Origin of the sequence: Nocardioides sp. NBC_00850, assembly GCF_045207335.1 — a bacterium.
Lineage (GTDB): Bacteria > Actinomycetota > Actinomycetes > Propionibacteriales > Nocardioidaceae > Nocardioides.
In genome coordinates, this window is record NZ_CP108845.1 from 4,407,925 (window position 1) to 4,431,381 (window position 23,457).

Genomic DNA, 23,457 nt, shown 5'->3' on the forward strand with positions numbered 1-23,457 from the left:
CGGTCCTCTGGGTCAGTCCGCGGCGTTGAGGTGGCTGGCCCAGTAGCGGACGTGAGGAAGGTCGTCGTCGAGCCAGTACGCATCGTCCTCGGTGACGACCATCATTTCCTCGAACTTGACCCCGATGTCCCCCTTGCCGATGTGCGGCTCGATCGCCCACAGGCCCGGCTCGCAGGGCGTGTCGGACTCCTCGTTCCAGATCGGAGTGGAGTTCATCGCGGGACGCAGGAGTGACTCGAAGACGTGGCCGGACAGGTAGGCGATCGCCTGGGGGCTGAAGTTCTGCACCCGGAAGGTAGGCAGGCTCACACCGGGGACATTGCCGATCTTGTGCGCGACGACCGAACCCGGGTAGTAGCTGTGGATGTTCTCGTAGCCCTGGTCGGCGATCAGCTCGTCGAGGGCCTTGTAGATGTTGCCCTGGGACTCACCGCGCTTGACCATCTCCAGGATCATCCGACGGTAAGGCTCCAGCGCCATCCTGGCGGTGTGGAACTCCTCGGTCTCGTCGCCGGGCAGGGTGCATGAGTAGCCCATGTCGGAGGCCGCCCGCCCCAGGACCGGGCCGATGTCGAGGATGACCGCGTCTCCCTTCTCGAGCCGGCGGTCGGTCGGCAGGAACTGTTTGCCGAAGTGCGCCATCTTCGGGCTGAGCAACTGCTTGAGCGCGTTGCCGGAAGGCTTCTCGAAGTTACGGAACCGGGTGCGGTCGCCGAACCAGGCGAAGCCGTAGTGGAAGAACCGGCGCACGCCGCGTTCGCGCAGCCAGTCCTCGAGCATGGCCGCGGCTTCCTTCTCGGTGATGCCGACATAGAGCTGTGCCTCGACCGCCGCAGTGGCGTCATAGGCGAGCCGCTGCACGGCCTTGAAATCGGCGAGCTGCGCCGCAGTGAACTGTTCGCGTGACACGGTGTGGTCCCTTCGATCGATGAGGTTGAGTGGTGGTGCTACTTGCCGACAGAGGCCATCCGGCCCGCGGCCCACCGCGCCAGCGACGGGGCGAGGCGGGAGGCGCCGTACATCAGGTGGGCTTCGAGGGCGATGGGGGCGACCGCCTTGTCCTTGTGCACGGCCTTGAGGATGTTCTCGGCGACGCGCTCGGGGGTGTATCCGCGCTTCTCGTAGATCGCGGTGATCTTGGCCCGACGCTGGTCGGTGTTGTTGGCTCCCCGCAGCCTGGTGTTGCGGGTGATCGGGGTGTTGATCACGCCCGGGCAGACCGCGGTCACGCCGATTCGGTACGGTTTCAGCTCGGTCCGCAGGGCCTCCGAGAGGCCGACCACGGCGAACTTGGTGGCGCTGTAGGCACCCAGGTCCGGATTGGCCAGCAGGCCGGCGACGCTGGCGACGTTGGCAATGTGTCCGCCTCGCCCTTGCTCGATCATCGTCGGCAAGAAGGCTTGGCTTCCGTTCACCACGCCCCGGACGTTGATCGACCAGAGCCAGTCCCAGTCTTTGACGGTGGTGTCCAGGAAGCCGCCCATGACGGCGACGCCTGCGTTGTTCACCACCAGGTCGACCGAGTCGAACTGAGCGTAGGCAGCGTGGGCGAACTCGGTCATCTGGGCCTCGTCGGAGACATCGACCCGACGGGTGAGAACAGTGCTGCCGAGGCTGCGAACACGCCCAGCCGTGTCCGCCAAGCCCTCGTCGTTGATGTCGCAGAGCGCAAGCTTGGCCCCGCGGGCCGCGCACAGCAGCGCCAGCGCCTGGCCGATGCCGCTGCCGGCGCCGGTGATCGCGACGGTGCCACCGTCCAGCCGCGCACCGTCGAAGCGCGAGTGAGAAAGAATCATGCAGATGAGTGTGGCGACCGCCACATCTCGAAACTTGACACCAAGCGACACGTTTTTGACAATTGGCGACATGACCACGATTCGTGGGACATCGCTCCAGGGATATCAGGAACTGATCCTCGAGCTCGGTGGCGACCCGAGTGCGGTGCTCGCGGAGGCGCGCATTCCCGCGGCAGCGGTCGGGAGCCACGACGAGTTCATCGACTACCGACGCGTCATCCATGCGCTCGAAGGTGCCGCCGCGGCCACAGGCGCCTCCGATTTCGGACGCCGGCTCGCCCTACGACAGGGCGTGGAGATCCTCGGTCCTGTCGGTGTGGCCGCGCGCACCGCGCCGAACGTGGGAGCAGCACTACGGGCCTTCAACCAGTACATGTCGGTCTACAGCCCCGCCGTTTCCGTCCAGCTCCGCGTCGGAGACGACGGCATGGCCCGGCTCGACTGGGACGTCCGGGCAAACCAGCCGCCACCTCACCGCCAGGGCGCCGAGCTCAGCCTCGGGGTCTCACTGAGGATCATGCGTCTCTTGGCGGGTGAAGACTTCAGCCCGATCGTGGTCCATCTCCGGCATGAACCCCTGAGCCCGCCGGCGGACTACCGCCGCTACTTCGGTTCAACGGTGCGCTTCTCCGAACCCGGATACGGCTTCACCTTTCCAGCCACGGTGCTCGAACGGCGGATCTCCTCCGACAGTGCCGTCCACGCAATGGCCCAGGATTACCTCAACAGCGTGGTCACCACGCTCGACGACAACCTCACACAACCAGTGCGCATGCTGGTCCGCCGGATGCTGCCGACCGGTGGCCTGACCCTCGAGCTGGTCGCCTCGCACCTCGCCGTACACCCGCGCACGCTGCAACGGCAGCTCGCCGTCGAGGGCCGCACCTTCGCCGAGGTCGTCGACGACGTACGCCGCGACGAGGCACAGCACTACCTGCGCCACACGCGCATCCCGTTCGGACAGCTCGCCGGCCTTCTCGGCTACAGCGAACAGAGCGTCCTCTCGCGCTCTTGCCGGCGCTGGTTCGGCACGTCGCCATCGGCCTACCGGCGTAACCCGGAACCGGTGGCCACCGACTAGATGGCGAGCGGAGAACCACTCACCAGGTCATCAGCGGGGACACCGCGTGGCCCGTCAGATGGAGCGGTGCGGAGCCCGGCCGTCGTCAGAGGTCGAGGACGAGACGGTCGCCCTTCGCTCGGGAGACGCAGACCATCATGGAGTCACCGGCAGCGCGATCCTGGTCGTCGAGCACCGAGTCGCGGTGGTCGATCTCCCCCGCCAGCACCTTCGTCTGGCACGTTCCGCAGATCCCCTCCTCGCACGACTTCATCACCGGCACCCCGGCGTCCGCAGCGGCACGAAGGATGGACATGTTCTCGGGGACCCGCAGCGTCCTGCCGGACTGGGCAAGCTCGACCTCGAAGCTGGTTCGTGGCGCGGCATCGAGGTCACTCTTCGGCGCGAACCGCTCCACGTGCAGGGCCCCTCTCGGCCACTCCTGAGAGGCGGTCTCCACGGCCGCAAGGAGCGGCTCCGGCCCGCAGACGTAGATGGCCGTCTTGCGCTGTGGCTTGCCGAGCAGGTCGGGCAGGTCCAGCAGTCCGAACTCGTCCTGGGGACGAACCTTCACCCTGCCCCTATAGGCCCTTTGGAGATCTTCGCGGAACGCCATCGACTCCCGGGTGCGTCCTCCGTAGACCAGGCTCCAGTCTGCCCGGCGAGCGTCGACCGCGGCGATCATCGGCAGGATCGGGGTGATGCCGATCCCGCCTGCGACGAAGAGATAGCGCTTCGACTTCTCCAGCGGGAAGTTGTTACGGGGACCACGAATACGGAGGGTGTCGCCTTCAGCCAGAACGTCGTGTACGTAGCTGGACCCGCCCCGGCTCTCGGGCTCCTGCAGCACTGCCACCTGAAGACTGGAGCGGTCCCCCGGGTCCCCGCACAGCGAGTACTGCCTGACGAGGTCGTCCGTCAGGATCAGATCGATATGCGCTCCCGGGTCCCACTCCGGCAGTGCCCGACCTTCTGGATCACGCAGCGTCAACCGCACAACGCCTTCTGCCATCGCCTCCTTGGCGGCCACTACGAGATCGCGCTCCACCTCGGCGCGAGAGATTCCCATGATCGGTGTTCCTTTTCGTGATGAGTTCATCGGTCTACTTGTGTCGACCGGTCAGGACGGGAAGAGGCGCCCGAAGGTAAGCAGCAGTCGCGGTGATCCGTGCATCTTGATGCGGCCGCGCAGAAGCGCCCAGGGCAGCGCAGACTTCTTGGAAAGGAATCGCATCCACGTCTGGGAGTCAGCGGATATTCGGAGATCGGGATCTCCGTGTAGGCCCTCGGTGATTTCAAGTTCGCGGTCGCGGATATCCACGGTGATCTGTCGCGATTCGGCACCGGTGAAAGTGAGATGGTAGGTCGCGTACATGTCCAGCGCCTTCTCGCGCTGGAAGATCAATGGCATCCCCTGCACGAGGCCCTCGATGTCGGCCGGACGAAGGCTCTGTCCGACCTGCTTCGTCTGCTTGTTCGGGAACGTTTTGGCCACGTGGTTCTCGGCGTCCGAATCGGGGATCACGTAGACGGTCTCCTCCTTGTCCACCAGCGGGCGGACGACGGTGTCCACATGTGCCTTGCGATCGTCCAGCCAGGGACCGAGGACATCCTCGCCCGCCGGGCAGACCGACATGCAGTACGCGGCCTTGTAATTGGCGCCGAAGGAGAGGCTCTGCCACATGGACGCGCTCTCCTGGTCGGTCACCCGCGAGCGGTAGTCGTGACGATCGCGGCTCTCGACGACCTGCTCCGCCCAGTCGCCGAAGCCGCCCATGAACTCGCGGTAGTTGTGCGTGTAGCAGGCGGAGAAGTTGAAGTGGCCATCGGCGGAGATCGCTCCGGTCGGGCACGCGGTCACACACAGCTTGCACTCGACGCACGGGTTGTAGCCGATCGGCCGGGAGACCTCGCCGACCTCGGCATCCACCAGAATGGTGGTCAGCAGGACGAAGCTGCCGAACTTGGGGTGGATGACGTTGCGGTGCAGACCCATCTGGCCGAGCCCGGCAGCTACCGCAACCGGCTTGTGCGAGACGACCCAGGCCTTCGCTGGAAACTTGTCCATCTCCATGGGAAAGCCCATCGCCGGGTTGAGCGCACGCACGCCCACTGCCTCGAGCTGACGTACCACCTGCCGAGCGGCGTCGTTGATGTGGTCGCCCGAGTGATGGAACTCCAGATTGGCCACCGAACGCGAGGGCGTACGAATGTTCTCCCTGTTCATTCGCGTCACCATGCTGATCAGGGTTCGAACGCCAGGCAGCGCGGCCTCGAGTTCTTCCCGCTGGTCGGAGATCTCCGGTCGGTCGATCTCGACGAAACCGACATCGTCCGCGCCCGCGTCGAGGCACAGTTCACGCAACCACGACACATCGAGCGGGTCGGTGGGGCGCACGACACCTTGGTCACCACCACGTTCGCGAATCTTTGCGACGGTGGGATGGTCGTCGAGCTTTTTCTTGCTGGCCAAAGGATGACCCTTTCTGATTTCGCCTGTGCCTCGGGTGCAGCAACGGACGTGTGCGTCTTCCTTCTCGCACACGCGTCGACACCCAGCTCGCGGCGTTCGTCGCGTTCCATGCGCGTATACGGTCGAGTCGGGTCGCTTATCCGCTGCCCGACTTCATCGAGAAACCGATCGGTACCACCGACGATAAACCGATCGGTTTCCTCATGCAAGCCAGCCTCGGGTGTGAGCCGCCACACACGACTCGACGCCACGCGCGCTGGATCCAGCACCAACGAAACCGATCGGTTTCAGATTGGCTGACATCCGGGTAAACTCACCTCATGACCTCAGCGGCAAAGGAGAGCCCGCGAGAGCGGCTGCTGGAAGCGGCGGCCGCTCTCAGCTACCAGGAAGGGGTGGGCGTCGGTATCCAGGCGTTGTGCAGCACGGCCGGCGTCTCGAAACGTTCTCTCTATCAACTCTTCGACAGCAAGGATGAGTTGCTGGCCGCGAGCCTCGAGCGGGGCGCCGCGGCCTACAAAGCATGGCTGCTTCCTGCAGAGAGCGACGACGGGTCACCGCGTGAACGGATTTTGCACGTCTTCGATCGCATGGAGATCGAGTCCGGCACACCAGACTTCCAAGGCTGTCGGTATCTGACCGTCCAGATCGAGCTCAAGAACCCGACTCACCCCGCTAGTCGGGTCGCTCGTGGCGTCAAGCAGGACTTGTCGGAGTTCTTCCGTGCCGAGGTCGAGCGGGGCGGAGCAAGCAACCCCGACCTGCTGGCCCGGCAGCTCATGCTGATCTTCGACGGCGCCAGCGCCCGGGCCGGGATCGGCGTCGACGACCTGACCGGACTCGTCTCCCCCACCGTGAGTGCTCTCCTCGATGCCGAAGGCCTCCGCTGAGGCGTCCTTTCTGGCGGGCTAACGTCGGTCGACGTAGATGACTTCGATGGCGTTGTTGCCGTAGCCCAGGCGGTTCCACGGCGGTACGTCGGGCTGCACGTTCCCGGCCGCGTCGGTCGCTCTGGCTCGAAGGGTGTGCCGGCCGACGCCGATGCCATCCCAGGTGAACCTCCAGTCCTGCCACCCGAAGTCGCCCGGAGCGGCCGGGTCCAGCTTCGCCGGCTGCCAGTCGCCCTCTCCCGTGAGGCTGACCTCGACCTTCGTGACCGGACCGGTTCCTGACCAGGCCTTCCCGCGAACGGTGCAGGTCTCCTGGGTGAGGACCGAGCCAGGTGCGGGCTCGGTGATGCGGGCGCGGACCCGCATGAGGGTGACGGGCTCGTGGGGCCGGTCGAGCCATTCGTAGATGTAGTGGCCGGTCTGGAACTCTCCGGTGTACGGCTCGGTGAGGACATCGAGGCGTTTGAGCCACTTCACGGACGCGACGGCGTACCAGTGCGGGACGATCAGCCGGAACGGGGCGCCGTGGTCACGCCCGAGGGGCTGGCCGTTCATCTCGTACGCGATGAGGATCCCCGCCTCCGGGTCGGTGGCCTGCGACAGTGGCAGCGCGCGGGTGAAGGTGAGGTTGTCCTGGTCGGTCTCCGGAAGGATCGCCTGCAGGTGGTACGGCCCGTGGTCGGCGCCGGTGGCGAGGAGCTCGATCCCGTCGGTCGCCGGCTCGACCTGCGCGAGGACGTCATGGAGCCGGGCTCCGGTCCACCGTGCCGTGGAGACGGCGAAGTCTCCCCAGGGCTCCCCGGTCGGTAGCGGCCTCATCTCCAGGCGGCCGTTGCCGGCGCACTCGAGGGTGACCGTGCGGTCGTATGCGGGCATCGCACGCAGGTCGTCGAGCGTCAGGGTCGTGGGCTTGCCGACCGCGCCGCCGATCTCCAGGGTGCCGGCGTGGTCGGGCACCGCGAAGTTGCTGCGCACGTAGTGGAGCTCGGTCGGGGTGACGTCGGCAGCCAGGGCGGCCGGTGGTGCCTCGGCGTTGTACGGCGCGGGGTTGATCATCACCAGGGCGGCGCGGGCTGCCTCGAGTTCATCGGCAACGGTCATGTTGGTTCAGCCTCCTCGGGGCGGGTGTGGGTCAGAAGTCGGAGTCGGCGAAAGTCGGTTCGCGGCCGTCGTTGAAGGCGCCGATGCCCTCGACGCGGTCGGGGTGGACCGCGGAGCGCCAGTGGGCGTCCATCATGATCGCGATGGCCTCCTCGATCGGCTGCCCCTCCCCCAGGTGCACGGCCCGCTTCACCGCCTGGACCGCGGTCGGCGAGTTGCTGGCGATCTTCTCCGCGATCCCCAGCGCCGCTGACGCGAGGTCACCGGGTTCGTGCAGCTCGTTGACCATGCCCAGCCGGTACGCCTCCGCCGACGGGACCGGGTCGCCGGTCATCAGCATCTGCAGTGCCTTGCCGCGCGGCAGCAGGCGGGGCAGCAGCGCCGGCGAGCCGCCCCCGGCCGCCAGGCCGAGCATCGCCTCGGGCTGACCGAACGTCGCGGCGGTCGAGGCGATGATGAAGTCGGTGCTCTGGGCCAGCTCGCAACCGCCGCCGTACGCGATGCCGTTGACGGCGGCGAAGATCGGCTTGCGCAGCTGGCGCACCGTGTACAGGGTGCGGTCGAAGGCCTGACGCTGGCGCAGCCAGTCCTCCTTGGTCATCGCCTTGCGCTGGCGCAGGTCGCTACCGACCGAGAACGCCCGCTCCCCGGCACCTGTCAGGATGACGACCCGTACGCCGGTTCGCACCGCGATCCCTTCGACGACCTCGGTCAGCAGAGCGCCCATCTCGGTCGTGATCGCGTTGTCGGCATGGGGGCGGTTGAGCGTGACCCGGGCAATGCTCCCGTCGGACAGGTAGTCGAGGAGCACCGACGGTTCGGTCTCCTCGACATCGGCGGCCGGTGGGGCGAAGTCGAGTGCGGCCCAGCGGTCGGTGCTCGAGGTGCTCATCTGCTTCCTCTCTGGGTGGCGGGGTCGTCGGGTTCCAGGTCTGCGAGCCAGCGCAGAGCCCTCAGGCTCGGGGCGAAGCAGTACTCGCCGCCGCGGGTGACCACGAACGGCGGCAGGTCCTGGAGCCGGCGCCGGATCGGTCGTTGCGGGATCGTGAACGTGCCGGCCTCGCCGTGAGGGCCGACCAGAGGGTCCGCCTCGAGCGGGGCGCCGATGAAGATCCCGTCGTTGAGCCATTGGGTCTTCACGAACTCGAACTGTCGCTTCAGGTGTGCACCGGCGAATACGAACATGATGCCGCGCTCGGCCCCGTCGTCCTCGAGCACGTCGTCGGGCAGTGCCGGGCCGTAGCTGGTGCCGCGTCGGATCATCCGGTGCAGCCGCACGTCGACGCTGCCCTCGTGGTCCAAGGCGTCGCGAGGGTTGGCACGGCGCGCATGCGCACCGACCGGGCACTTGAAGCCGCGCGGGTCGTCACCGTAGGCGAAGTCGTTGTTGCGGACCGGGTCGCTCCCGAGCTCCGGGTCGTCGCGTTCCGGCGCGAGCGCGAGCGGGGCGCCGCTCGGCCAGCGGCCGACCATCTTCGCCCCGAGAAGCTCCTCCTCGGCGCGCGACTGCGCCTTCGCACGCAGATAGGACCGGTACGCCGCCACCTTGGTGTGCAGCTTGCGGAACACGACGTACGTGCCGTTGCGTCCCAACACCTCAGGGGACGGCATCGGAGCGAGCTCGCCCGTCTCGTCGGGGTAGCCGAGGATGATCTCCCCGGCTTTGAGCGGGGGCTCGTGCGAGTACGTGGCGGGCCGGCCGCTTCCTTCGACAGCCGGTTGGCCGATGCCGTCCTTGAAGCCGAACGACGTCCGTCCCGTCGCGAGCTGGTAGCAGTCCTGGCGCCAGATGAGCTCGATCCCGGGCAGCTCGGCATGGGCTCGGCGGGCTTGGTCGGCGACAGCCCGGAGCCGGTCCTCGTCCGGGGCGAGCACCGAGATGGCGACGTGGACGTCGGTGCTGCCCAAGGGTTTCTCCCAATGGTCGGGACCACTCTCACCGACGTCACCCAGGATCTCGGCCCGAGCCGCCATGCCCTCCCGAAACTCGGGGACGAAGCTGTCGAGGGACGCCTGCGGCACGCCGAGCGCCTTCAGCCCCTGGTAGGTGAAAGCGACCGTCAGCGACGTATCGCCCGTCTCGCTGGCCTCACCGGCGGCGGTGAGGACCCGGTGCAGCCGCCGGACCAGCTCACGGCCGTCCCGGCGATCGTGGATGCTGAGCAGCAGGTAGACACCCACGTACGGCGAGGGGCGCTCGAACAGCGCACCGGACTGGATGTCGTCGAGCTCGAGGGTCACGTCGTCCATGTCAGTGATGCTCCGGAGGTTCAGGTGGGTCCGGGTTCGCCGCGACCAGGTACGGGAACGTGCTGGTGGCCGGGCGGCTGGCGGAGTCGACGCCGTCACGGATCGTGGGGCCGTGACCTGCGTTGACGAGCTGGGTGAAGAGCGCGTCCATCACGTCGTCGTTCAGGGCCCGGCCTCCGCAGGTCTGATGCGGCTCGCCACGTCGGGCGGCGAGCTCGATCTCGAGGAAGGACCCCTGCTCGGCGTACGGGAAGGTGGGATCGACGACCAGATAGTCGGCGAGGACGAGGTCGGTGAGCGGGTGGCTCCCGTCCTCTCCGAGAGGCCAGTCACGCTTGCCGTCGAGGCAGTCCCAGAACGCGAGGTTGGCATCCAGGCGTGCCCGGAATGCCCCGTAGTACGACTCGCCGAGGTGGAAGGCGTCCTCCATGTTGTAGAGGTCGCGGATCTCCAGATCCCGGTTGACCTGGTCGAAGTCCTTCGGGGCCAGCATCATGTTCTTCACCTCGGGCCGGCCGACCCGTTCGATGCGGACGTTGAACTCGCCCCGGGTCAGGGTCTCGGCGACCACGCCCACGGGCGTCCCGCCTGGAAGGAGACCCGAGTCGAGCTCGACCACGACGCTCAGCACGTTCTTGCCGTCCAGGAAGATCGACCCGTCCTCGGTGAACGCGAGCTTCCGCGTCGCGATCGTGGCCAGCGCGGCGCGGGCATCCATGATGAACGGGTCCCACCGCGCCCCTGCGAAGACATGTACTCCCCCGCCGGCACCTCCAGACTCGTCGTTGACGCGGAAGGTGACCTCCTCGCCGCCCGGAGCCACGCAGCTGCCGTGCTGCTCGTGGTCCGGCCGACCGGTGGCCGGGTCCGTCACATGCTCCGGTGAGTCGAAGACGCAGTCGATGACCATTTCGTCGTCTCTCGGGACGAACACCCCGCTGGTCGAGCCGGCGGCAGGAGCGCTCAGCGGCCGCAGCCGGAAGCGGTAGAGCAACCCCGCCGAGAACAGGTCGGTGGGTTTCGCCATCGGCAGGGTGTTCATCACCAGAACGAGGCGCCCCGGGGAGTCGGGGCTCGGGAACGCGTAGAAGTCGGTGATGTCCGCGATCGGATCGGCCAGGGCGCGCGGCCCAGAGATGTGATCAGACACTGCTGCTCCTCGCCCCGCTCGCGCGGCTAGTCGCCGGCCTCGTCGAGCAAGGGCTGCATCGCTGGGTGCTCGAGGATCTCGCCGGCCTGCGGGTGGTCGAGGACCTGCTGGAAGGCGCTGTTGACACGTTGCGCCTTGCGGATCTCCTTCACCGTGCCGCCGTAGTTGCGGGCGTACGCAGCGGCGCTCTGCTCGGCTCCCAGGACGAACGAGCGCACGGCCGCGACGTCCGGCAGTCCGTCGTACCCCTCGACGTGGCTGAAGATCACGTCGAAGAGGGCCAGCGTCGGACCGGAGGTGAAGAAGTCCTCCATGTAGGCGTCCCAGGGGCCGTCGAAGCTGGTGATGAACGCCAGCCGGGTGTCGTCGTCGAACAGCACGAATCGCGCCTCGTGGATGGTCTGGATCGCCATCCCGTAGTCGCCCGGCCGGTAGCCGGGGGTGTCCTGGAGCGCCAACAGTGCACTGCGCAGGGACGCCGCCTCACCCGGTTTGACTCGGAAGAACAGGCTGAACTCGCTCGTCGGTCCGACGCTCAGCCCGGGCTGCGGGGCGCTGATGTCCGATGTGGTCACGGGTACCTCCGGGTTCCCCTGACTCGCCCACAGCACACCGGACGACCCAGGTATCGAGCTGGAGAGTCCAGCCCTCCGACGCTAGGACGACGTCCGCTCCGCTCACCTCATCCGCTGCGGATGACCCGGATCCGCGGGACGGACTGCGACCGGCGGCTCACTGCGGAAGAAGCCGCAGCTCGCGCGCTCGCCTGACCGCAGCGTTCCGGCGGGTGACACCCAGCTTCCGAAGGATGTTGCGCACGTGGGTACGAATCGTGTTGACGGAGATGTACATGACGCCTGCGATCTCCTCGGTGGTGAGCAGGTTCGCCAGGTGACCCAGGACCTCCAACTCCTTCTCCGTGAGCTCTTCGAACACTGGTACGGGAGCGTGCGCGGGGGCGGGGGTCAGCGCACCCTTCTGGACGGACAACCTCCGTGAAGGCGCCGTCGAGATCTCGAAGAGCCATTCGTGCTCAGCGCTCAGCTGCTTGTCGCGCACGAGCAGCTGCCGCACCACTGAGGGTGCCTCGTGGAACGGGCGTCGCACGCGTTCCTGCGAGGCCAGGGTGAGGGCCTGGTGGAGCGCCGCATGTGCCCGCGCTGATGGTCCGTCGTGGAGCCGACGTGCGCACTCCACCAGCCAGCCGGAGACCTGGACTGGCGCAGCAGCCCGTTTGGACAAGACTGTGGACATCGCGGCGTCGGCGGCATTCGGATCGCCCAGCTGCAGCTGCGCAAGCCCGACCACGAGAGCCGCCTCCGGCTCGCCGTCGAGGCTCTCGACCTCGGCCGCCGCCTCCGGCTCACCAGCGGCGACTCGGACGTGGGCGAGCTCGATGCGCAGCTGCTCACCAAGCCAGCCACGCTCGTCCACGAATCCGGCGGCCGCCTGCTCGAGCCTGCTGAGTGCGCCCAGCCGGTCACCGTGCGCCACCTGGAGGCGCGCCCTGGTCAGAGCCAGGAAGGCGTGCGGAACTGGATCCCGCAGCGGCAGGTCCATCCGCTCGACCGACTGAACGTGATCGGCTGCGGCGTGAAGGTCGTACCGCTCCATCTCCACCCAGCCAAGTGCGACCCGGGCCGCGGCCGACCGGTCTTCTGCGCTCGCACCGCTTCGCTCGGCGGCACCGATCGCTCGAGTCCCGAGCTTCGCAGCCCTGGAGAGCTTGCCCCGGCAGCAGGCGATGACCGCCTGATAGCCCAGACACTCCACCTGAACGGCCTCGGATCCGGCTCCCGCGGCCGCCGCGACGCCGGACTTGAACATCGCGTCGGCCGCGGCCAGCCTTCCCTGGCGCAGGGCCGCGATGCCCTTGCTGAGAATGACGAGAGCGTCGAGCTCGGGATGGGAGCTGCCCTTCGGCCCGCGGTCTGGCGGGCCCAATGCCTGTTCGGCCGCGGTGGCGAGCGACATCGCTTCGATCGGGTTCTCCGACGTCTGCGCGCCGACGGCTTCCAGCACTCGGACCGCGATGTTGGTGGCCCAGGGATGAGAGCCTGTCCGCTCACCCGACTCGGTCTTCACCTGAGCCAGCTCGTCGGCGAAGCCGGTCGTGTCGCCGGCTCCTAGAGCGAGCGTTGCTCTCACGACGGTGGCGGCGGGGTCCTCCAGCTCGGACGGCATCGGCCGCAACGACTGGGTCAAGACACTCGTGCTGTCGTCGAGCAACAGCTGGCCGACTGCCAGGTCGTCGATCACCTCTGCGGCCGCCTCTGCCCAGGCCTCGATAGCCACGAAGTGACTGACGGACGCAGTGATCTGACCGTCGCGGGCGTACCACTCAGCCGCCGTCCGCTGAAGGTGCCTCATCTCATCAGGCGATTCGTAGGCAAGTACGGCGCGGAGGAGATCCCGGAAGAGCGGGTTGTAGCGGTAGCACCCAGGACGCCCGGATACGGGCTCGATGAGCACGTTGTCCCGGGTCAGAAAGTTCAGCGTACGTTCGGCCGTGGGGCCGGCGAGCGCCTCGGCCAGTCCCGGTTGGATCGTGTCGGGAACGCTCGTCGCCAGGAGCAGGGCTCGTACATCTGGGCTCTGGGCGGCCAGCACTTCGCCCACGAGGTACTCCGCGATGTTCCCGGTGTCGCCGACGATCTCCGCGACGGCGTGATCCGGATCCGCCCGCAGCCGAAGGAGCTGTGCGCCGAACCGCAGACCGGCCGCCCATCCCTTCGTCCGAAGGTTGAGCGCGTGCACGGAATCCGGCGTCAGGGTCAGACCCGCCCGCCGGGTCAGCTCACGGGCTTCCTCATCGGTGAAGGCCAGGTCCGACATCCGCACCTCGACGACCGAGGCATCGAGCCGGTACCGATACAGCGGAAGCACCGGATCGGCCCGCGTCGCCATCACCAGGCGGAGACGGTCGCCGGTATGTCGCAACAGGAAGTCCAGATCTTCGGCCACGTCCGCAGAGAGCAGGTCGTATCCGTCCACCACGACCGTCAGTCGTGCCGGGTGGCCGCAGACCGCCTCCGCGACCGTCCGGCGAACCTGGCGGTCGAGCGGGCCCTCGTCCCTGCGGGCCGTATCGGGTGAAACCGCTACGCCCAGGCCTTCGAGGCACCCGAAGAGACCGGGCCAGAACGCAACATCCGTTCCCTCGAAGGTGATCCAAGCTGTGCGATCCCGCTCCCCGCCTGCCGCGACCCAGTCCGCCACCAGGGCCGTCTTCCCGGTTCCGGCCGGCGCGCTGACCAGCACGAACGGGCAGGCGTCACTGCGATCGAGCATCTGTAGGAGGCGGGGTCGCGGCACATGTCCCGAGGGAACCGTCGGGATGCCGAACCAGCCATCGCCGGGGTGAGGTCCCATCTCGTCGACGTGCCTCCTAGATCGAACCAAAGCGCAAGAGCGCCCAACGGATTGAACAGGGGGAACGTCAGTCCCGAGGAACTCTTTACGTTAGTACGACCTCCTGATGCCGTACATAGCCCGTATGTGTCAGCACGCGTGGGTCAGTGCAGCAGGACCTTCATCCAGGTAAGTCCCAGGCCGAGCAGTCCACACGCCCCGGACGCGAACAGGGACCGGGCCCACGAGCGGCCCGTCCGGCGAAGCCAGAACAGCGGGATGAGAACCAAGAGCACGACGCCGGACCACATGGACCAGGCGATGGCACGTCCGTCCTCGACCCACCCGATCGCTCCGAGGAGCAGGATGAGCAGCGGAACGAGCACACCCTCCACGATTCCGATCTCGTGACGCACGCCCGTGATGAGTACGCTGCGCCACGGCGCGACCTCCGACCCCGAGCCGGCCAGGATCGACGCGTAGACGTGCACGGTCCAGATCACGAAGCTGGAGACCACGGCGAAGGCGAGGACTCGGCCGGCAGAGTCGTCGAAGTGTGAGGCCCCGGCGATGATGGCGATGATCGAGACGAGGCCGTAGACGGCACCGGCGACCGCGTTGGGTCCGCGACCGAGCCGTGGCTCCTGTCCCGCTTGCGGCTCGCTGACCTCGCGCCCCACATCCTCGCTGTTCATCGGAGGTCGGCCACCCGGATGCTCTGCACCGTCAGCCCCTCCGCATCCAGCATGCCCACGAGGTCGGCCACGCCGAGACCCGCGCCGGCAGTGGCTCGGAAGACGGTGCACGGCTGCCGCTCCACGGCGTCCGGTTGCAACGCACAACGGAGCACCGGACCCAGCTCGCCTTCGACGGTCAGCTCGAACACGACCCCTGCGTCGGGCCCAGGCTCGCTCATGCGTCACCCCCGGTCGGCTCCTCGTCCGCGGTCCCGGTGATGAGCCGTCGGACCTCCACGACCTCGAGACCGAAGGTCCGAAGTCTCGCGAGGAACCCGTGGAGCTCGGCTTGGTCCCGACACCGGCAGATCAACACGGTTCTCATCTCTCGCGACGAGGACTCGATGTCGACGAGCTGCACCAGGACCTGCTGCGGGACCAGTCCGGCGACCCGTATCTCGAAGGCCTGGGCATCGGCCGCAGCGGCGGCTACCGGCTCCCGCGGATTCTGATCCATGATCTCAACTCGACTTCCCGCGCTCGGTGCCTGGCCGCTACAGCTGAAGCAAGCCTGATGCCGAAGCAGCGACGAGGCGTCGTCCGTGGTGGATGAGGATCACGGACTCGCCGGCGCGGCTACGCGGTCAGCTCGCCTGCGAAGTACGCGAGCGCTGTTGTGGTCTTGGTCTGCTGGTCGCCCGAGATCTCGAGTCCGCGCTTGACCAGAAACGCCTTGAGCTCCGCGGCGACCTGGAAGGCGTTCAGGGGCGCGCATCTGGAGGAGAGCTCGAGGATTCGCGAGCCATCCGGGTAGAGCCACAGCTCGGCGACCAGCCGGCCGGCGTACTCCTCCGGTCTCAGCTTCTGCTTCAGGACGGTGATCGGGCCAAGGCGCACCAGGGCATCGAGCTCGAGGTCCGAAGGGGCGTTGGCCCGGAAGAAGCTCTGCTGCTCCTTCGTGTAGAGCTTGTGGATCGCGCGCGTGCCCGCGGCGACCTCCTTGACGTCGGTGCGGCCAAAGGTCGCCTTCATCGAGGCCGAGCAGACGAAGCCTCCTGGCATCGCATCGACCTCTACGGTCAGGCTCTTGGACTTGCGCGCCGTCGAGACGTCGCTCGGGTTGACGGGCCGCACCTTCACGACGGAGTCGTCGTTCCGTCCCCGGATCCGACGAGCGCGGACAACGACCCCGCGTTGGTTGAGCGCAAGGTCAGCGGTGTCGAAGAAGTACACCTGCCGGATCTGGGCATCCAGCGGATCGAGCCCCAGGGCTGCCACCGCCAGTGGTCGTTCGGCATTCGGCACGGTCATCTTGAGCTCGACGCTGTCGGCCTGCTTGGTCAGCTCGAGCAGCTCACCGAGCTGTTCGGCGGAGAGCAGTCCCGGTGGCTGGGTGCTTGTGGACATGGTCAGTCACGATTCCACCCCGAGAGGGCCGGGGCATCACCCCGGCCGGACGACTGGGTCCAGGAACAGCGCGATGACGATCTCGCTGGCGCGGAGGCCGGTCAGGTGGCCATGGCCTTCGCCTTGAGGGCTGCGAACTCCTCCGGGGTGATCGTCCCGGCATCGAGCAGCTGCTGGGCCTTGGCGATCTCCTCGGCGGGAGATGCGCTGGCGACCGAGCGGATGTAATCGTCCTGTGCCGCCCGGACGTGCTGGACCACCTCGTTCTGGCGCTCCGCCATCCCCTTACCCCGGACGATCAGGTAGATCACGGCGATGAGGAACGGCAGGAAGACGAGACCGATCATCCAGACGGCCTTCATTCCACCGGAGACCGATTTGTCCCGGAAGAGGTCGGTGACGATGTTGAACAGGATCATCAGGTACGCCACGAAGGCGAAGGACACGATGATGAACCAGATGATGTCCCAGAAGCTCATGTGAGAAGTTCTCCTTCATTCGGGATGACGCAGAGAATGCTGGCCAGCACCCGAGGTCAGCTCAGCAGCATGGACCCATGGTTGGCGCTGCAGCATGAGTTCCCTTCACCCGCAACGGGTGAACGTTGGCTCCATTCGGCCTGCAGGAACCGACCTACCCCGCACCAGGCGCTCCTCGGCAGCGATCGAGGAACAAGCGCTACGCGCCTGGTTCGGCACCCCCGACGTCCGAACCGACCAACTCGGGCATGCCGGGCTCCTCGGCGGTGCCGGGGTGCGCAAGGTGCTCGGGCCGAAGCAGATGGGCGAGCCGTTCGGGTGAGATCAGGCCATGCTCGAGGATCAGCTCGGCGACGCCACGACCGCTGCTGAGCGCCTCGCGGGCGATCTCGGTCGCGGCGACGTACCCGATCTCGGGGTTGAGCGCGGTGACGAGCCCGATGGAGCGCTCGACCTGGGCGCGGGTCAGGTCGCTGTTGACCGTGATGCCCCGGACGCAGCGTTCGGCGAGCACGCGGCAGGCGGCGGCCAGGTGGGTGATGCTGCCGACCAATGAGTGCAGGATGACCGGCTCGAACGCGTTGAGCTGGAGCTGGCCCGCCTCGGCGGCCATGGTGACGGTGACGTCGTTGCCGATGACCTCGAACGCGACCTGGTTGACGACCTCCGGGATGACCGGGTTGACCTTGCCCGGCATGATCGAGGAGCCGGCCTGGACCGGCGGCAGGTTGATCTCACCGAGCCCGGCTCGCGGCCCGGAGGAGAGCAGTCGTAGGTCGTTGCAGGTCTTGGACACCTTGACCGCGACCCGCTTGAGCACGCCGGACAGGTGGACGAACGCCCCGCAGTCCTGGGTCGCCTCGATCAGGTCCGGTGCGGTGACCAGCGGCAGACCGGTGATCTCGACCAGGTGACGACGGGCGATCTCTGCATATCCCGCGGGCGCATTGAGCCCGGTGCCGATCGCCGTCGCGCCCAGGTTGATCTCGTGCAGAAGCGTGACGGCCTCCTGCAGCCGGAGCCGGTCCTCGCCCAGCATCACCGCGTAGGTGCGGAACTCCTGGCCGAACGTCATCGGCACGGCGTCCTGGAGCTGCGTACGTCCCATCTTGAGGATGCCGCCGAACTCCTCGGCCTTCGCGGCGAACGCGTCCTCGAGGACGCGCATGGCGTCGGCCAGCGCACCGACCGCGATGATGGTCGCGATGTTGACGGCGGTGGGGTAGGCGTCGTTGGTCGACTGGCTGAGGTTGACGTGCTCGTTGGGGTGGAGCTTGTCGTAGCTGCCCTTGTCGTGACCGAGCAGCTCGAGGGCGCGATTGGCGATGACCTCGTTGGCGTTCATGTTGGTCGACGTGCCCGCGCCACCCTGGATGACGTCGACGACGAACTGATCGTGCAGCTCGCCGGTGCGGATCTCCCGGCACGCGGACGCGATGGCCCGAGCACGCTCGGGGTCGAGGAGGCCGAGCTCGAGGTTGGCGAGCGCGGCGGCCTCCTTGACGGCGGTCAGGGCGTTCACCAGGTGGGGATAGGTGCCGATCGTGGTGCCGGTGATGGCGAAGTTGGCGCGAGCGCGGGCGGTGTGAACACCCCAGTACGCCTCTGCGGGGACGTCGAGATCGCCGAGGAGGTCGTGCTCGCGGCGGGTCGGTCGGGTCATGGCTTCTCTCTCAGGTCGGGGTGGGTCTGGGTGAGCGCGCCGGCGGGGCGCAGGCCGGTCGGAGCGAACGGAGCCAGGACGTCGGGGGCGACCCCGCTGTCGACCAGCAGGGCGAGCAGCGCGGGGAGGCGGGCCCGATCGGCGCCGTCGGCGATCTTGAACGCGAGGCTGCCGCCGTCGGGCAGGGCGGCGACCTGGACCCCTTCGAACCCGTCTTTGGCCAGCAGTCCGGGAACTGCCCGCATCAGGGTGGTGACGTCACGGCGGCTGCCGGCGACCATCTCGGGGTGGCGCCGCATCGCCGCCGCGACCCGCTGCTCGGGGCTGTCGTCCGGCGCGAGCACGAGGCGCTGGACGGCGCGCGCGAGCCCGTGCAGCGAGATCCCGAAGAGCGGGGTGCCGCAGCCGTCTGCGGTTACCGTCGCGGCCCGTTGCCCGGTGAGGTCCTCGACGGTGGCGCGGACGGCGACCTGAAGCGGGTGCATGGGATCGAGGTAGCGATCGTGCGCCCAGCCCGCGGCCGCGCAGGTCACGACCATCGCGGCGTGCTTCCCCGAGCAGTTGTGCGCGAGCCGGCTGGGCAGCCGGTCGGCACGCAGCCATGCCTCGCGCTCGACCGGGTCGTACGGCAGCTCCGACGGGTTCCGCAGCGCGTCGGCATCGAGGCCCGCGGTGGCCAGCAGCCGGGTGGCGGCCGCGAGGTGGAGCGGTTCGCCGGAGTGGCTGGACGCGGCGAGCGCGAGCAGATCGTCGCTGACGTCGAGCCCGGCGCGCACCATCGCCACCGCCTGCATCGGTTTGGCCGCCGACCGCGGGTAGAACGCCGCCTCGATGTCGCCGACCGCGAGGCGTACCCGACCGTCGGGATCGAGGAGGACGGCCGAGCCATGGTGGACGCCCTCGACCATCTCGCCGCGCCAGACCTCGACCAGCGGCTCGTGGGCCGGCACCCGCATCGGAGCCGCGTCGGCAATCAGCGGCGTGAGGTAGGACTGACTCATCGCGCATCCAACGTGGAGGTGTCGATCCGGTCGCGGACCAGGAACCATCCGCCGACCAGCGCCACCAGCAGCACTGGCATCGCGAGCAGCGTGATCCGACCGACGTGGTCGAAGAACATCAGGATCAGGACCAGGGCGAGGAACGCCAGCGCGATGAACTGCGGCACCGGCGACCGCGGCACCCGGAAGGCGGGACGCTCGACCTCGCCGGTGCGACTACGGCGCACGAAGATCGTGTGACTGATCAGGATGATTGCCCAGGTGGCGATGATGCCGACCGACGCCAGGTTGAGGACGATCTCGAACGCCTGGGCGGGCACGACGTAGTTGAGCCCGACACCGAGGACGCAGACGCCGGCCGTCATCAGGATGCCGCCGTAGGGCACCTTGTGCCGGTTCATCGCCGCGGCGAAGCGAGGAGCCGTGCCCGCAGCGGCGAGCGAGCGCAGGATCCGGCCCGTGGAGTAGAGCCCGGAGTTGAGGCTCGACATCGCGGCGGTGAGGACCACCAGGTTCATCACGTCACCCGCTCCCGGCACGCCGACCCGGGACAGCACGGTCACGAACGGGCTCTCGTCAGCGGAGTAGGCCGACCAGGGCAGCAGCATCGCGAGCAGCACGACCGAGCCGACGTAGAAGATGCCGATGCGCCAGATGATCGTGTTGATCGCCCGGGGCATGACGCGGCGCGGGTCCGCGGTCTCACCCGCGGCTACGCCGACCAGCTCGATGGAGGCGTAGGCGAAGACGACGCCCTGGATGACCAGAACCATCGGGAGCATGCCGGCGGGGAACATCCCACCGTGCTCGGTGATCAGCTGGGGTCCGGGGGTGGTGCCGTCGATCGGGTGCCGGGTCACGATGAGCACGATCGCGATCGCCATGAAGACCACCAACGTGGCTACCTTGACCAGTGCGAACCAGAACTCCATCTCGCCGAACAGTCGCACCGAGAGCAGGTTGAGCGTCAGCACTATCACCAGGGCACCCAGGGCAAGCACCCATTGTGGGACCGGCGCGAAGAACGACCAGTAGTGCGCGTAGAGCGCGATCGCGGTGATGTCGGCGATGCCGGTGGTCGACCAGTTCAGGAAGTACATCCAACCGGCGGTGTAGGCGCCCTTCTCGCCGAGGAACTCGCGGGCGTAGGAGACGAAGGCGCCGGAGGACGGGCGGTAGAGGATCAGCTCACCAAGGCAGCGCACGACGATGAACGCGACGAGGCCGCACGCGGCGTACGCGATCGCCAGCGACGGCCCGGCACTGGCCAGGCGTCCGCCGGCGCCGAGGAACAGGCCGGTCCCGATGGCGCCGCCGATCGCGATCATCGTGATGTGGCGCGGCGTCAGGGACTTGCCGTAGCCCTCGTCGCCCGCGTCGGCGGGCTGGGACAGGGCCTCGGTCCCGGTGGAGGTTGGCTGGGTCATCGGTCGGTGTTCCTGTCGGTGGTGGGGTCGCGGACGATGTCCTCGAGCGCGCCGTCGACGTGCTCGAGGTGGGCGCGCATCGCCGCCTCGGCGGTGTCCGAGGACCCGGAGGCGATGGCGTCGACGATCAGGCGGTGCTCGGCGTCGGAGGCCGTACGCCGCGTCTCGTCGAGCTTGTTGAGCAGGGCGGACTGGGTGGCGAGGGCCTCGCGGATCTCCTCGATCACCTTGCCGAAGACCGGGTTGGCAGACGCGCGGGCGATGGCGATGTGGAACAGCGAGTCGAGAGCGACCCAGACCGCACCGTCCTCCTCGCGCTCCATCCGTTCGAGCAGGCTGCGCATCTCGTCGAGGTCGTCACCGCTGTGCCGAGCCGCGGCGTACCCGGCGGCCGGCACCTCGACATGTCGACGTGCCTCCACCAGGTCGCGTGCGGAGTAGCTGCCGAATGTCGGGTTGTCGGCGGCACGGTCGGAGACCACGAACGTGCCCCGCCCCGTCTGCGACTCCGTCATGCCGAGCGCCTGCAACGCCCGCAGCGCCTCGCGGACGACCGGGCGGCTGACCCCCAGGTCGCGGACCAGGGTCGCCTCGGAAGGCAGCCGGGTGCCGACGGGGAAGGTGCCGGACTCGATCTCCGAGCGCAGCTCGGCGAGGACGAGCTCCATGGCGTTGGCACGCCGGATCGGTTTGACTGTTTGCCTGTCTGACAGGTTCATGGCGATGAGTGTGATGGGCGTCACCGGCGGCTGTCAACCCGGCAAGGCTCTGGAACCTCAGATGCGGCTGTAGAACTCGCGGTGGGCGCGGGCGGCGCGAGCCCAGGTGTAGCCGGCGGCGAGATCCCGCCCGCCGGTCGGGTCCGGCGGCGTGTCCAGGATCTTGCCCAGCGCGAGGGAGATCTCTGCCGGCGTCGTGGCGTAGGCGACGGTCTCGCCGAAGACCTCGCGCAGCACGGGCAGGTCGCGGGCGACGACGGGTACGCCCGCGGCCAGGGCCTCCAGGGCCGCGAGCCCGAAACCTTCTTTGGTCGACACCATCGCGAGGGCGCCGGCCTCGGCGACCAGCGATGGGAGCTCGTCCTCCTCGAGCACTCCGGTGATGACGACGGGTACGTCCAGCTCGCGGGCCCGGGCGTCGAACGCCGCCCGGTAGTCGCGGTAGTCGAAGAGGGTCTCCCCGCCGCCGAAGACCAGCGTCAGGTCGGCCTGACTGGGATCGGATGAGCGCAGCGCGGCGTACGCCTCGAGCAGGTCGAGCGATCCCTTGCGTGGCTCGATCCCACCGAGGGCGAGCACGTAGCGACCGAGCCGCGCCCGCCAGGCCTCCCGCCCGGCGGCGTCGGAGGCTCCGGCCGCGAACCGGGCGGCGTCGACGCCGTTGGGGATGACCGTGGGCGTGAACCCCCATCCGTCCGCGACCTCGTCCGCGACCGATTGCGAGACGCAGATCCGGGCGTACGGCTCGACGACGGCCTTCTCGTGGCAGGCGGCGAGCTGCGGGGTGGTGAAGTGGTCGAGGTGGTGGATGGTGCGGATGCAGGGCAGGGCGGCGTTGGCGCTGATGCAGTCCTGGGCGTGCACGATGTCGTAGCCGTCCCGCTGCTGCGCGAAGGCGGCTCGCAGCACGTCGATGGAACGTACGATCCGCTCCCCCACCGACTCATCGTCGCGGGCCTCGAAGGGCACCGCGTGGACCGTGACGGCGGGGTCGACCGGCCGGAAGAACGCGGTGTCGCCGTGGCGGCCGAGGGTCCAGACGTGGACGTCCTCACCGAGCGCCGCCAGTGCCTCGGCCAGCGCCAGAGTGTGCACGACACCGCCGCGGGGCCGGGTGGAGTACGTCAGCAGCGCGATCCTCATCGAGAGGTCCCCGGGAACGTGTACGCCGTCGGGGTCAGCTCCTTGAGGTGATGGAGGACCCGCCGAGACCGGGCGATCTCCGCCTCGACGTCGATCTCCGCGACGGCCAGGCCGCCCTTGGAGGTCGTCCGGGCCAGGATCTCGCCGCCCGGACCGACCACCTTGGCTTGTCCCAGGAACCGCAGCCCACCCATGACCCCGGTCTGGTTGGACGAGACCCACACGACCTGGTTCTCGGCGGCCCGGGCCTGGTCGTAGAGGTCGAAGAGCCGGGACTGGCGGTCCTGCGGGAGCCGCGAGGCGCGGTCGGTGACCGAGGCCGGCCAGGCCGAGAGGCAGGCGATCACCGAGGCGCCGTCGAGGGCGAGGGTGCGAGCCGCCTCCGGGAAGGTCTTGTCGTAGTCGATGAGCATCCCGAGCCGCCCGACCGGGGTGTCGAAGGCCGCGAACCCCTCCCCCGCCGCGTAGACCAGCGACTCGCCGGCGGGCTGGTGCACCTTGCGGTGCCGCCCGAGCACGCCGTCACCGCTGAGACAGACGGCGGAGTTGTAGAGCCGCGCCTGACCGTCGACGACGACCTCCTCGGCATAGCCGAGGCAGACCACCATCTCGCCGGCCATCGCGATCATCCGGCCGATCTCGAAGGAGTCCTCGTTCAGGGCCGGCGGCAACGCGTGCGGGTCGGGGTGACGCAGGTCGGAGAGGTAGCCACCGAGGGTCGCGTCGGGCAGCACCAGGAGGCGTACGTCGTTGCGCCGGGCGTCCTCGACGATCCCCTCGAGCTTGGCGACCGCGCGCGGCAGATCGCGTCCGAAGTGGGCCGCGACCGCCCCGATGCGTACCTTCGACATGCTCCTCAACCTATCCGTC

23 protein-coding genes are annotated in these 23,457 nt (G+C 68.2%); 2 read left to right on the forward strand and 21 right to left on the reverse strand.

From position 1 onward, the window contains the following. Positions 1-12: 12 nt before the first annotated feature. Positions 13-909 (reverse strand): M24 family metallopeptidase, encoded by an 897-nt coding sequence (locus tag OH802_RS21455; protein ID WP_406021883.1) that lies wholly within the window; start codon positions 907-909, stop codon positions 13-15. Between the two features lie 38 nt (positions 910-947). Beyond that, positions 948-1,796 carry an SDR family NAD(P)-dependent oxidoreductase gene (locus OH802_RS21460; RefSeq protein ID WP_406021885.1) on the reverse strand — a complete coding sequence of 283 codons (849 nt, stop codon included), beginning with the start codon at positions 1,794-1,796 and terminating at the stop codon, positions 948-950. A 70-nt stretch (positions 1,797-1,866) separates the two neighbouring features. Here OH802_RS21460 and OH802_RS21465 point away from each other — a divergent pair, with 70 nt between their 5' ends. Beyond that, a complete protein-coding gene (locus OH802_RS21465; protein WP_406021887.1) occupies positions 1,867-2,877 on the forward strand; it encodes an AraC family transcriptional regulator in 1,011 nt (336 codons plus the stop codon). Positions 2,878-2,962: 85 nt separating this feature from the next. Here the strand turns inward: OH802_RS21465 and OH802_RS21470 are convergent, their stop codons facing one another. Both OH802_RS21470 and OH802_RS21475 read right to left on the reverse strand, forming a co-directional pair. After that, positions 2,963-3,925, reverse strand: coding sequence for a PDR/VanB family oxidoreductase (locus OH802_RS21470; protein ID WP_406021889.1), 963 nt, complete (start codon positions 3,923-3,925; stop codon positions 2,963-2,965). Positions 3,926-3,976: 51 nt separating this feature from the next. Next, positions 3,977-5,329, reverse strand: a complete 1,353-nt coding sequence (locus OH802_RS21475) for an SCP2 sterol-binding domain-containing protein (RefSeq protein ID WP_406021890.1) — start codon at positions 5,327-5,329, stop codon at positions 3,977-3,979. 320 nt (positions 5,330-5,649) lie between these two features. On the opposite strand from OH802_RS21475, the gene OH802_RS21480 reads away from it, so the two are divergent. Then, a complete protein-coding gene (locus OH802_RS21480; protein WP_406021892.1) occupies positions 5,650-6,219 on the forward strand; it encodes a TetR/AcrR family transcriptional regulator in 570 nt (189 codons plus the stop codon). An 18-nt stretch (positions 6,220-6,237) separates the two neighbouring features. Here OH802_RS21480 and OH802_RS21485 read toward each other — a convergent pair whose 3' ends face one another. The 17 genes from OH802_RS21485 to OH802_RS21565 form a co-directional block, all read right to left on the reverse strand. Next, positions 6,238-7,320 (reverse strand): sulfite oxidase, encoded by a 1,083-nt coding sequence (locus tag OH802_RS21485; protein WP_406021894.1) that lies wholly within the window; start codon positions 7,318-7,320, stop codon positions 6,238-6,240. A gap of 31 nt (positions 7,321-7,351) precedes the next feature. Continuing rightward, complete coding sequence (locus tag OH802_RS21490; protein ID WP_406021896.1) at positions 7,352-8,212, reverse strand: enoyl-CoA hydratase/isomerase family protein; 861 nt, start codon at positions 8,210-8,212, stop codon at positions 7,352-7,354. Further along, complete coding sequence (locus tag OH802_RS21495; RefSeq protein ID WP_406021898.1) at positions 8,209-9,570, reverse strand: Dyp-type peroxidase; 1,362 nt, start codon at positions 9,568-9,570, stop codon at positions 8,209-8,211. The genes OH802_RS21490 and OH802_RS21495 overlap by 4 nt, the downstream gene beginning before the upstream one ends. A 1-nt stretch (position 9,571) precedes the next feature. Beyond that, positions 9,572-10,720 (reverse strand): DUF4331 family protein, encoded by a 1,149-nt coding sequence (locus OH802_RS21500; RefSeq protein WP_406021900.1) that lies wholly within the window; start codon positions 10,718-10,720, stop codon positions 9,572-9,574. 26 nt (positions 10,721-10,746) lie between these two features. After that, complete coding sequence (locus tag OH802_RS21505; RefSeq protein ID WP_406021902.1) at positions 10,747-11,295, reverse strand: hypothetical protein; 549 nt, start codon at positions 11,293-11,295, stop codon at positions 10,747-10,749. 157 nt (positions 11,296-11,452) lie between these two features. Continuing rightward, positions 11,453-14,011: a LuxR C-terminal-related transcriptional regulator gene (locus OH802_RS21510; protein WP_406021904.1), complete on the reverse strand. Its 2,559-nt coding sequence runs from the start codon at positions 14,009-14,011 to the stop codon at positions 11,453-11,455. 224 nt (positions 14,012-14,235) lie between these two features. Then, positions 14,236-14,766 (reverse strand): hypothetical protein, encoded by a 531-nt coding sequence (locus OH802_RS21515; RefSeq protein ID WP_406021906.1) that lies wholly within the window; start codon positions 14,764-14,766, stop codon positions 14,236-14,238. Further along, positions 14,763-14,987, reverse strand: coding sequence for a hypothetical protein (locus OH802_RS21520; protein ID WP_406021908.1), 225 nt, complete (start codon positions 14,985-14,987; stop codon positions 14,763-14,765). The genes OH802_RS21515 and OH802_RS21520 overlap by 4 nt, the downstream gene beginning before the upstream one ends. After that, positions 14,984-15,265: a hypothetical protein gene (locus tag OH802_RS21525; protein WP_406021910.1), complete on the reverse strand. Its 282-nt coding sequence runs from the start codon at positions 15,263-15,265 to the stop codon at positions 14,984-14,986. The genes OH802_RS21520 and OH802_RS21525 overlap by 4 nt, the downstream gene beginning before the upstream one ends. Positions 15,266-15,384: 119 nt before the next feature. After that, positions 15,385-16,155: a hypothetical protein gene (locus OH802_RS21530; protein ID WP_406021912.1), complete on the reverse strand. Its 771-nt coding sequence runs from the start codon at positions 16,153-16,155 to the stop codon at positions 15,385-15,387. Positions 16,156-16,256: 101 nt separating this feature from the next. After that, entirely contained in the window at positions 16,257-16,634 is a 378-nt protein-coding gene (locus tag OH802_RS21535) for an SHOCT domain-containing protein (protein ID WP_406021916.1), read from the reverse strand. Positions 16,635-16,833: 199 nt separating this feature from the next. Further along, complete coding sequence (locus tag OH802_RS21540) at positions 16,834-18,297, reverse strand: aspartate ammonia-lyase (protein ID WP_406021918.1); 1,464 nt, start codon at positions 18,295-18,297, stop codon at positions 16,834-16,836. Further along, positions 18,294-19,298: an asparaginase gene (locus tag OH802_RS21545; protein ID WP_406021920.1), complete on the reverse strand. Its 1,005-nt coding sequence runs from the start codon at positions 19,296-19,298 to the stop codon at positions 18,294-18,296. Before OH802_RS21545 ends, OH802_RS21540 begins: the two co-directional genes overlap by 4 nt. Then, positions 19,295-20,725: an amino acid permease gene (locus tag OH802_RS21550; protein WP_406021922.1), complete on the reverse strand. Its 1,431-nt coding sequence runs from the start codon at positions 20,723-20,725 to the stop codon at positions 19,295-19,297. Before OH802_RS21550 ends, OH802_RS21545 begins: the two co-directional genes overlap by 4 nt. Then, positions 20,722-21,444, reverse strand: a complete 723-nt coding sequence (locus tag OH802_RS21555) for a FadR/GntR family transcriptional regulator (RefSeq protein ID WP_355017118.1) — start codon at positions 21,442-21,444, stop codon at positions 20,722-20,724. The genes OH802_RS21550 and OH802_RS21555 overlap by 4 nt, the downstream gene beginning before the upstream one ends. A gap of 57 nt (positions 21,445-21,501) precedes the next feature. Continuing rightward, a complete protein-coding gene (locus tag OH802_RS21560; protein ID WP_406021924.1) occupies positions 21,502-22,587 on the reverse strand; it encodes an MSMEG_0565 family glycosyltransferase in 1,086 nt (361 codons plus the stop codon). Beyond that, a complete protein-coding gene (locus tag OH802_RS21565; protein WP_406021926.1) occupies positions 22,584-23,438 on the reverse strand; it encodes a carbon-nitrogen hydrolase family protein in 855 nt (284 codons plus the stop codon). The genes OH802_RS21560 and OH802_RS21565 overlap by 4 nt, the downstream gene beginning before the upstream one ends. Positions 23,439-23,457 lie beyond the last annotated feature (19 nt).